Source organism: Deltaproteobacteria bacterium, assembly GCA_016931625.1.
Classification (GTDB): Bacteria; Myxococcota; XYA12-FULL-58-9; order XYA12-FULL-58-9; family JAFGEK01; genus JAFGEK01.
Genome location: JAFGEK010000112.1, coordinates 1 through 9204, shown reverse-complemented (window position 1 = coordinate 9204; position 9204 = coordinate 1). Strand labels below are relative to the sequence as shown.

The 9204-nt window shown below is 37.1% G+C and carries 7 protein-coding genes; 2 read left to right on the top strand and 5 right to left on the bottom strand.

What is annotated here, in order from left to right; genetic code table 11:
* Positions 1–298: 298 nt before the first annotated feature.
* Positions 299–769, top strand: coding sequence for a hypothetical protein (locus JW841_10030; GenBank protein ID MBN1961276.1), 471 nt, complete (start codon positions 299–301; stop codon positions 767–769).
* 122 nt (positions 770–891) lie between these two features.
* Positions 892–1830: a M23 family metallopeptidase gene (locus JW841_10025; protein MBN1961275.1), complete on the top strand. Its 939-nt coding sequence runs from the start codon at positions 892–894 to the stop codon at positions 1828–1830.
* A gap of 10 nt (positions 1831–1840) precedes the next feature.
* Here the strand turns inward: JW841_10025 and JW841_10020 are convergent, their stop codons facing one another.
* The 5 genes from JW841_10020 to JW841_10000 all read right to left on the bottom strand — a co-directional run.
* Entirely contained in the window at positions 1841–3928 is a 2088-nt protein-coding gene (locus JW841_10020; GenBank protein MBN1961274.1) for a UvrD-helicase domain-containing protein, read from the bottom strand.
* A gap of 31 nt (positions 3929–3959) precedes the next feature.
* On the bottom strand, positions 3960–4691 hold the full coding sequence (locus JW841_10015) for a hypothetical protein (GenBank protein ID MBN1961273.1): 732 nt from the start codon (positions 4689–4691) through the stop codon (positions 3960–3962).
* 319 nt (positions 4692–5010) lie between these two features.
* Positions 5011–5502 carry a CarD family transcriptional regulator gene (locus tag JW841_10010; GenBank protein ID MBN1961272.1) on the bottom strand — a complete coding sequence of 164 codons (492 nt, stop codon included), beginning with the start codon at positions 5500–5502 and terminating at the stop codon, positions 5011–5013.
* Positions 5503–5720: 218 nt separating this feature from the next.
* The gene (locus tag JW841_10005) at positions 5721–6116 is read right to left on the bottom strand and encodes a response regulator (GenBank protein ID MBN1961271.1); all 396 of its coding nucleotides are present in this window, start codon (positions 6114–6116) and stop codon (positions 5721–5723) included.
* 13 nt (positions 6117–6129) lie between these two features.
* The coding region (locus JW841_10000; GenBank protein MBN1961270.1) for a response regulator at positions 6130–9204 on the bottom strand (3075 nt) is incomplete at its 5' end.

Genomic DNA, 9204 nt, shown 5'->3' with positions numbered 1-9204 from the left:
CTGCTGAAACAATACCGATTGATTTTAAAAAATCCCCGCGTATCCATAAATGTTGGCGATTAACTCATATTTAGCTATTTTTATTTGCAATTATCACAATAACATAACATATAATAATTTCATCTAATACGTTTTTAACGTGCTTTGTAAATGTTTTTAGGCAAAAATAACCAACCCACTTCATTAAGTGTACTATTAATAAAATAAAAGTTTTATTATATATGAGTTAAAATTAATTATTTAATGGCTTGTATTATTTTCGGATGCAAATCATTGTAAGATAAATACGGAGGCAAAAATGACAGAATCAATTCAACAAGTAGGTGCCGTACATGCCAAAAATGACATGAACGGTGTCGATAACCCCGGCACTTTCACTGCCTTTGAAGATGACTCTGCCATTTTCTGTGGTAATGACTCAATTACCCCCAATCAAGCTACTGGCCATTATTTAAACTGGATGGCAGTTCAAGATGCGACGCTAACACCATTTAGCGATAACTCTGCTGCATCAACTTATGGCGCTCAATTTATGCTACAACAAAATCAACATCTTAATATGACCAATGTTGATGCTGCTATTCCTAAAGGTGAACTATTTCATATAGATGGCAAAAGCCTAAAACAATTGCTTGCGCCATTTGCTAATCGTCTCGATGAATTGCGTTCGATGATTGCTCAAACTAGTGGCGGTATTGATGGCAATGCAGCCTCCAACCAAGTATTAGGCAAAACCCGCACTCCAGGTACCGGCATTCCTCTCGTATGAGCCAATTTTTTTACTAACTATTAAAAGCGATACCAACATACATTTACCTACTTGTATGTTTGTCTATTATTTAGCAACACTTATTTGACTCTGGATTAAGCCTTGGATACTCTTAATATATTGTGATTAATCGTCGCTACTTTTTAGTAATTCTAGACTCTACTGGACGCTCTGTACGTCGTGTTAGTATAGCTGTTTCAACTTTGTTAACCGCATCTATAATTACATTGATTAGTTTTGTTTTTATTCTATTAATTTCTCTAAGTTCTATTTTAAACAATAATGCAGCTAAAGAGTCTGCAGAGATAGAGCATGAAAATAAAATTCTTAATCTGGTATTACATCAAATTCAAGAGCGATTGCCCAAAAGCCGTTTTATTGCTCTAAAAACCAATCTTACCTTCGCACAAATATGGTCAAAAAGTGGGCTTAACTCCAAAACTGATATCTTTGGCATTGGCCCACTTGACGATGATGCTACTATCAATTCATTAAATGACAATTCTTTACCTTTTAGCCTCCACCATAATAATAACCAATTACTTAAACTTCCATACATAGCCCTACCATTAGCTTTTGAACAATTGGATTCAGAAGGCCTAGAGTTACAAACCTCACTTGGTGAGTTACTTGAATACTTTCACGATGCAAATCAGTTATTATCCAATACACCCTCGCTAAGTCCGGTAGTAAAAGGCTTCATTACTAGTTACTTCGGAAAACGACTAGATCCTATTTCTAATAATAGATGGGTTATGCATAAAGGCATCGATATTGGTGGACGTATTGGCACTGACGTAATTGCCCCAGCCGATGGTGTAGCTATTTTCACTGGAAGACGCGGCGGATATGGATTAACCCTGGTAATCGATCATGGCTATGCAATACAGACTCATTATGCTCATCTCAGCAAAATTTATATCAAGCCTGGTGATCATATAAAGCGTGGAGAAACTATTGCTGCCGTTGGTAATAGTGGCCGTTCTACGGGCCCTCATCTGCATTATGAAGTAAGACGCGATGGCCGACCGTTACAACCTTTACATTTTGTTCTTGATTAAAAAGGTTTTATTAATCGGTTACATCAATTCCTAATTGCGAACGCATTTTCTTAAAAAAGTCATTGGCTAAATCATCAGAATTTTCATTTTGCGATGCTAAAAAATCATTACTTTGTTTGTTAACTGCAGCACTATCTGGAATTTCTTGTAAAAAACGAGAAGGATTGCGATCCACAAATTTACCGTATTGCCGTCTTTGACGAGCATAGGTCAGCCAAAGACGGCGTTGCGCTCTGGTCATGCCAACGTAGCATAAGCGCCTTTCTTCGCTAAGATCTCCATCACCAGCGATTATATTTTTATGCGGTAGCAAGTCTTCTTCCATTCCAACCATCATAACATAAGGAAATTCTAAACCTTTAGCTGCATGTAATGTCATTAAAGTAACACGACCATTATTTTCTATATCGTTTTCTTCAGGACTTCTTAACAATGCAGAGTTATATAAAAAATTTGTTAGACCTAATTCATTAACGGATGCACTGGCAGCATATCTATCAATAGCGTTTATCACTTCATTAAGATTGTCTACTCTACGTGTTAGCAAGCTTGGAGCTTCATCAACTTCAAGTATTGCTTCACGTAACTTTAATTGAGAGATTATATCTCGTGCCCATATCGCAAGTTCAGGGGCGGGTACTTTTTTGCTTTGTTTAATTGCTGGACCTAATACTGCAACTAGAGATTGTGCCCCACGTATTGCTGCTTTTGGTATATCAGGTATATTCGTTGCCTGTTCAATTGCCCAAAAAAAATGGCGTTTATGTCTCTCTGCATACTGAACAAAACGTTCAACACTTGCAGGCCCTATACCACGTGGCGGAATATTTATAATGCGACGTAAACTAACTTCATCATAGGGATTATTTATTACCGATAAAAAAGCTATCGCATCTCGAACTTCTTTACGATCGAAAAACGCTTGTCCTCCAACGACACGAAATGCAATTCGTGCCATCGCAAGCGTTTCTTCAAAAATCTGACTCTGCGCATTAGCTCGATAAAGAATGGCTATATCTTCTGGCTTCACCCCATCATAAATAAGACTACCAATAGTATCTCCCACAAATTCTGCTTCATCATCCTCGCTATTACACGCATTAATAATTACTGGTTCACCCTCACCAAGAGTTGACCACAATTTTTTAGGTTTTCGCTTGGCGTTATTTTGAATTACCGAATTAGCAACTTGTAAAACATTGCTTGTCGAACGGTAGTTTTGATCTAAAACTACTTCTTTAGCTTGAGGAAAATGTTTTGCAAAATTAAGAATATTACCTGCAGCAGCACCTCGCCAAGAATAAATCGATTGGTCATCATCACCAACAGCACATACATTTTGTTTATCACCACATAATGCATGCACTATTGCTAGCTGATCTGGACTAGTATCTTGATACTCGTCAACTAGAAAGTAATCAAAAGTTTCCTGCCATTTTTGCTTATGCTTATCTATTGATAAAATAGTTTGAGCGTGCAGAATCAAATCATCAAAATCTATCGCATTATATGCTCGCATTTGCGCAATATAGCGTGGGTATAAATCATATGCAGCTAGTTCATAATCATCTCCCCAATCAAGTCCTACTTCATCTAATCGTGCTTTTTTGGTACGTAAAATTATATCTAAAATACGTTTTACATCCAAACGACGATCAGCAACTTTTATATTTCGTAATAATTCCCTAACTAATCCTAATTGATCTGCAGTATCATATATGCAAAATCCTTTTCGTAAACCTACTGTTTGTGGATGATTACGGATAATCTCAAGACCTAAAGAATGAAAAGTGGACAGACGAACCGCACTAGCCACTTTGCCTATCATTAAAGCCAGCCGTTGGCGCATTTCTGTAGCCGCTTTGTTAGTAAAAGTAAGCCCTAGAATTCTCGCGGGTACCACACCGTCACTAATTAACCGCACTATTCGGTAAATAATTACTCTGGTTTTCCCTGTACCCGCGCCGGCTAAAACTAATAACGGCCCATCATTATGCATTACTGCTTCGCGTTGAGGTTGATTTAGACTATTAAGATTAAAACGACAACTTAAAGATGATAATATATGTTGTTGCTTTTGCACAGAAACGTAATCCATTATTTAAGTAAATCTTTGGGTGAGTAAAAAACTATCGCATAATTCCTACATGTCTTCGTCTAGATCGTAGGTAACGTAATAAACTTCTAGAATCTAGAGTAACGATTATTGCAATAAATATTGCAAAAAGAATGAAAGGCCATCTGCCACTACCTGGCACAACATCGACTTCAATTACGCGAGACGTATCTTGCATACGTGCAAAAAAACGCTCTTTATATTCGCTTATAAATTGAGCATATTTTGAGTCACGTTTAGGATCTATTGCGCGTCCACGTACTGTAATTCTCATAGCAAAACCAAAGCGCGATGAATCAGGCGGTGTAGAAATAAAAACTCCGCGTGATCCTACAAAACGAAAATTCCATCGTTCTTCTCGTAACAGCCACAGCCCTTGCGTAGTTTTTTGAGATAAACCACGATGTTCAGTTATACCAGTTAGCTCAACAAATGAATTATGTGGAATATCAGATGGTGAAAGCTCAACTACGTCACCAAGAACTAAGGGTGGATGAGAACTTGAAAAACTATAAGCAATTGCATCACGATACCCCCATAAAAACCAAGTGCATACTGCAACAACAATAGTCGATGTTATTGCAGAAAAACCAGCACGGCGACGCTCTTTTTGCCATGATTTAATTTCGGCTTCGATATTTTCTGGTAACTGCTCATGTTCTAATAATTCACTTGATTTTGCTGGACGGGCATTTATTGAAAAATAATCAAAATCTTTTAAAGATGGCTTTTTGTCCGAAGTCATAGTGTCTCCAACACTCGATATCTATCGCCCATTTACAATTATCAATATTTATTCAAATAAATATTTCTCTCTATATGCCTATAAATACACGATTGGTCAGTTATAAGTTTACAAATTAATCAAAAAAATATTGATAGATAATTCAATGTAGCTCACCACAAGATCATGATTTCTTGTGCATTATGGCAGAAAGATTTGGCATGGTTAAGAAGTAACCACTCTTTAAATAAAGGACTGTCCCTAAGTAGTATTATTGAATGAATGAGAACGGTAAATTTAAACTGTCTTAAAAAAAATGAGCGGTTCCGCACACTTTTATTTAAAAACTAAAAATCTTTTTAAACTCTTGCTCGACTTCTTCTTCATCACAATTCTGAGCTACTGCAAGCTCTTTGATAAGCAGACCGCGAGCAGTATCAAGTAGCTTTAATTCACAAAACGATAAATCTTTATCAGTCTTAAGCAAATACAAATCACGTAAGACTTCTGCTACTTCAAATACCGATCCGGTTTTAATTTTCTCCATGTATTCACGATAACGTCGATTCCAAGTCGTAGTATCTACACTCAAACCTTTTTCACGTAAAATTTCAAAAACTCTGTTAACTTTTTCTGGACCGATAACTTCACGTAAACCCACCTGACGAACATTACTCGTTGGGATCATGATCTTCATCCCATTGTCGAGAATACGCAGGATATAAAAGGTCTGATTTTGCCCAGAGATCTCACGATTTTCTATGGCAGTAACTTCACCTACGCCATGGGCAGGGTATACAGCTTTATCACCAACTTTAAACGTTGTTTGCATTTTTTTGCCCCCTCTAGTAGGGCTCGAATTTACTGCTAAGTATAGACTTTCCAACAAAATCGCTTCCTCGATTTATGAAAAACCTATACTTTGTAATACATTAAACCATTAAGTTGCGCGATAAATTAGCATATTTTATAAATATAGTCAACTGCCAATAAATAGCGATAAATGTCTCACCTAAGAATATTTATAAATTGCCCTTAGGTGTATTTTACCTAATTGATTAATCCCAGCGTACGTAAATGTTCAAGTAATTTGGCCTTTTCTATCGGTTTAACAAGATAAGCATCACAAAAAGATTTATAAGCAGTAATTACGCTCGCTAAATCCTGCCGAGCAGTTATGATAACTACTTTCTGCCGGCGAACCCACGCTACTCCCTTCTCAGATTCTGCAGCTCGAATGGTACGTAGTGTTTCTAAACCATCCATTCCCGGCATCATTAAATCTAAACAAATCAGATCAAATGGTTCATCTGCATTAAGCGCATTATTTACTTGTGATAGCGCCTCGTGTCCATCAACTGCAGTGATCACAGACCCGTAGTGTTTTAAAATTTCTTGTAGCAACAAAGAACTGGTAACATCATCTTCTACCACTAGGGACTTCATGAATCACCCCTTACTAGTTTTGATTGATTACTTCTCGTGTAGCTTCACATACTAGCTCAAATTGCCTTTGCAAATCAGGTAATTTATTTATAATAGTTTGGATATCTCCAATCCGTCCAGCTTTTTCAATTTCTAGAGCTGTACGACTTAATGCATCACATCCAACATTTGTCGCTGCACCTTTAATCGTATGAGCCTGTCTTTCAGCACCTTGAAGATTCGATGTCTCTATATATGACTGCAATTTTGAAAATTGGCGAGGAAAATCTTTAATAAATGTATCAATAATTATACTAATAAGTGGCTCATCGGCCATTAACCGCTCGGTAAGCGCTGCATGATTAAATACCAGTAACTCGTCATTTGCTTTTTTTACAGAGGCTAAAGAACTAGACTTACCTCCTTCGGTGATATCTACACTATGAGTTGCATGTCTATCATCATGCAACCAACGCTCTATTATAACAGCAAGCTGGCGCGGTGTTATTGGCTTTGCTATATAGTCGTTCATTCCACATTCCAAACACGCATCTCTATCTTGTTGAGTTGCAAACGCAGTCATCGCCACAATTGGCACATGGGTATTCTTAACCTTAGACGCATCGCTACGTATTATTTTTGTAGCTTCGATTCCATCTAGTTCTGGCATACGCACATCCATAAAAACTAAATCATATGCAATATTTTTTAAAGCTTCAATCGCTTCTATTCCATTGCCCACAGAATCTGAGTAAATTCCTAATTTATTAAGTATCGCAGATGCAACCTTCTGATTGACGGCATTGTCATCAGCAATCAAAATTCTATAATTTGTACGTTCTAGTGAAGTGGGTGAAGATATTGCTGTATTTATTTCAACAGAGCTTTGTATTTGTGCCTTTTCTAAAAAGCGTAAGAGCCAATTATATAATTCTGCATAAGCAATGGGTTTTAATAAATATGCCATTTTCATGTCACTGATTAATTTACGAGCCTCTGCGTTTTGCCCAAGCTTAAACATTATAGCCATAATAATTTTATTATAACTTGGATCAGATTTTAAGCTTTGCAATAAATTTGATTCGCTACTTTTTGTAATTAGCTCAAAATCAATCAATATAGCTCTGTATCTATTTTGTTGCTGTTTTGCTTCTTTAATAATCCCGATAACCTCTGATACATTCCCGGCAGTAACAGTTTGAGCTCCCCATGCTTGAAACTGCATAGCAAGCAATTCACGACTCTCTAAACAAGCATCAGCAATAATAATTCTCGTTCCGTATAGAGAATGCGGTAACTTAATTACTGTTTGATTTACTGGTTGTTTGCTAAGATAAACATTGAACCAAAATTCAGAACCATGTCCCGGTTCACTTTTGACACCAATATCCCCACCCATAAGTCCAGCTAGCTGTTTTGATATAGCTAAACCTAAACCCGTACCACCATAACGACGAGTAGTTTCAATATCAGCCTGTGAAAACATTTTAAATAAATTATTAATTTTATCATGAGGTATACCAATACCTGTATCACGTACTGAAAAACGAATAACTACCGTTTCAGATGATTCAGATACAACTTTAGCCCTAACAACAACTTTTCCCTTCTGGGTAAATTTTATCGCATTACCAGTAAGATTGATTAATATCTGACGTAAACGACCAGGATCACCAATTAAATGTTCAGGTACATCTGGATCTGCAGCACAAACAAACTCTAGTTTGTGTTCATGTGCCTGTACCGCCATCATAGCGGCAAAATCATCGAGCATTTCTCGTAATTTGAAATGTAGAGTCTCTATCTCAAGCTTGCCAGCTTCAATCTTTGATATATCAAGAACATCATTTATTATTGCTAACAACCCCTCGCTACTTGAGTGTGCGATTTCTGCATATTGTCTCTGCTCAGCACCAAGATCTGTATCTAAAAGTAATCCAGTCATACCAATGATGCCATTTAACGGGGTTCGAATCTCATGACTCATGTTGGCTAAAAATTGACTCTTGGCAACATTAGCCGTCTCTGCATGTACCGTCATTGTGTTAGCGCGTTCAATTGCTTCTTCAAGCTGTATGTTTGTTGCTTCAAGCTTAAACATAGTCGACCGCAATATTTCTTCGATTTTCTTGCGCTCGGTGATATCTACGAAAGATTCTAGTAAACAACGACGACCACCTAATTCTATTGGTACTACTGTTTTAATAATTGGAATTTCACTATGATCAGCACGCAGCATGATCTGTTCAGTGCCTTCAATACTAGTTTTATTATCAGCTAAAGGACAAAAACCTACATTTGCCGGACAGATAAACCCATGACAAACTCGACCTACAATTTCGCTACGTGGCGCATCAAACATCTTGCAAGCGGTTGGATTTGCTTCAACTATTGTATGAGTTTCTTCGTCAATAACCAATACACCACTTTGCAGCGCTAAAAATATTCTTTCAACCTCATGTTTATTTACTTTTAACGCTGCTGCAGCTAGCTTGCGATCAGTAATATCAGTTAGCGAAGTAAATAAAACTGATTCGCCACTTACAGCTAAGGCGCTTAACATTATTTCAATCCAAACATCAGTTTCATCAAGACGTCGGCAAAGCCACTCAAATTTTACGGTATGTTCGTTTTCTGCTTTATGAATGTAATAGGCAATTTGCTCTTCTGACAAACTACCATCAGGTTGATACTCGGGTGAAAATTCTTTAATATTAATACCAACAATTTGATCACGTCCACCGCGCAACAAAGTTATTGCGGCTTCATTACAATCAATGATTACATCTTTATTCAATAAACAATATGCGTCCATTGACTGTTCGAAAAGACTACGAAACAATTCTTCGCTATCATGCAAGTCAGTCAGTCGGATTTGAATTTCATCTTCAAGACGCTTTTGTCTTTTTTTCACAGCTACTGCAACTGATGTAATCATAAGTGTTAGCGCTATCCCGCCAAGCGCAACACTAAATACTCCAGGTGTATTGATGATTGACATAGACGAAGCATCAAAAGACTGGAATATCTCCATTGATTCATGAGTAACAATGATTTGAAAACGATCAGCTTGTTCTGTTTTAAAGACACCGTAAGATACTGCAGCAGT

Bases quoted from the DNA above. Each gene is read 5' to 3' on its own strand.
- JW841_10005 (MBN1961271.1), bottom strand. From the start codon at position 6,116: ATGAAGTCCCTAGTGGTAGAAGATGATGTTACCAGTTCTTTGTTGCTA.
- JW841_10020 (MBN1961274.1), bottom strand. From the start codon at position 3,928: ATGGATTACGTTTCTGTGCAAAAGCAACAACATATATTATCATCTTTA.
- JW841_10010 (MBN1961272.1), bottom strand. From the start codon at position 5,502: ATGCAAACAACGTTTAAAGTTGGTGATAAAGCTGTATACCCTGCCCAT.
- JW841_10015 (MBN1961273.1), bottom strand. From the start codon at position 4,691: ATGACTTCGGACAAAAAGCCATCTTTAAAAGATTTTGATTATTTTTCA.
- JW841_10030 (MBN1961276.1), top strand. From the start codon at position 299: ATGACAGAATCAATTCAACAAGTAGGTGCCGTACATGCCAAAAATGAC.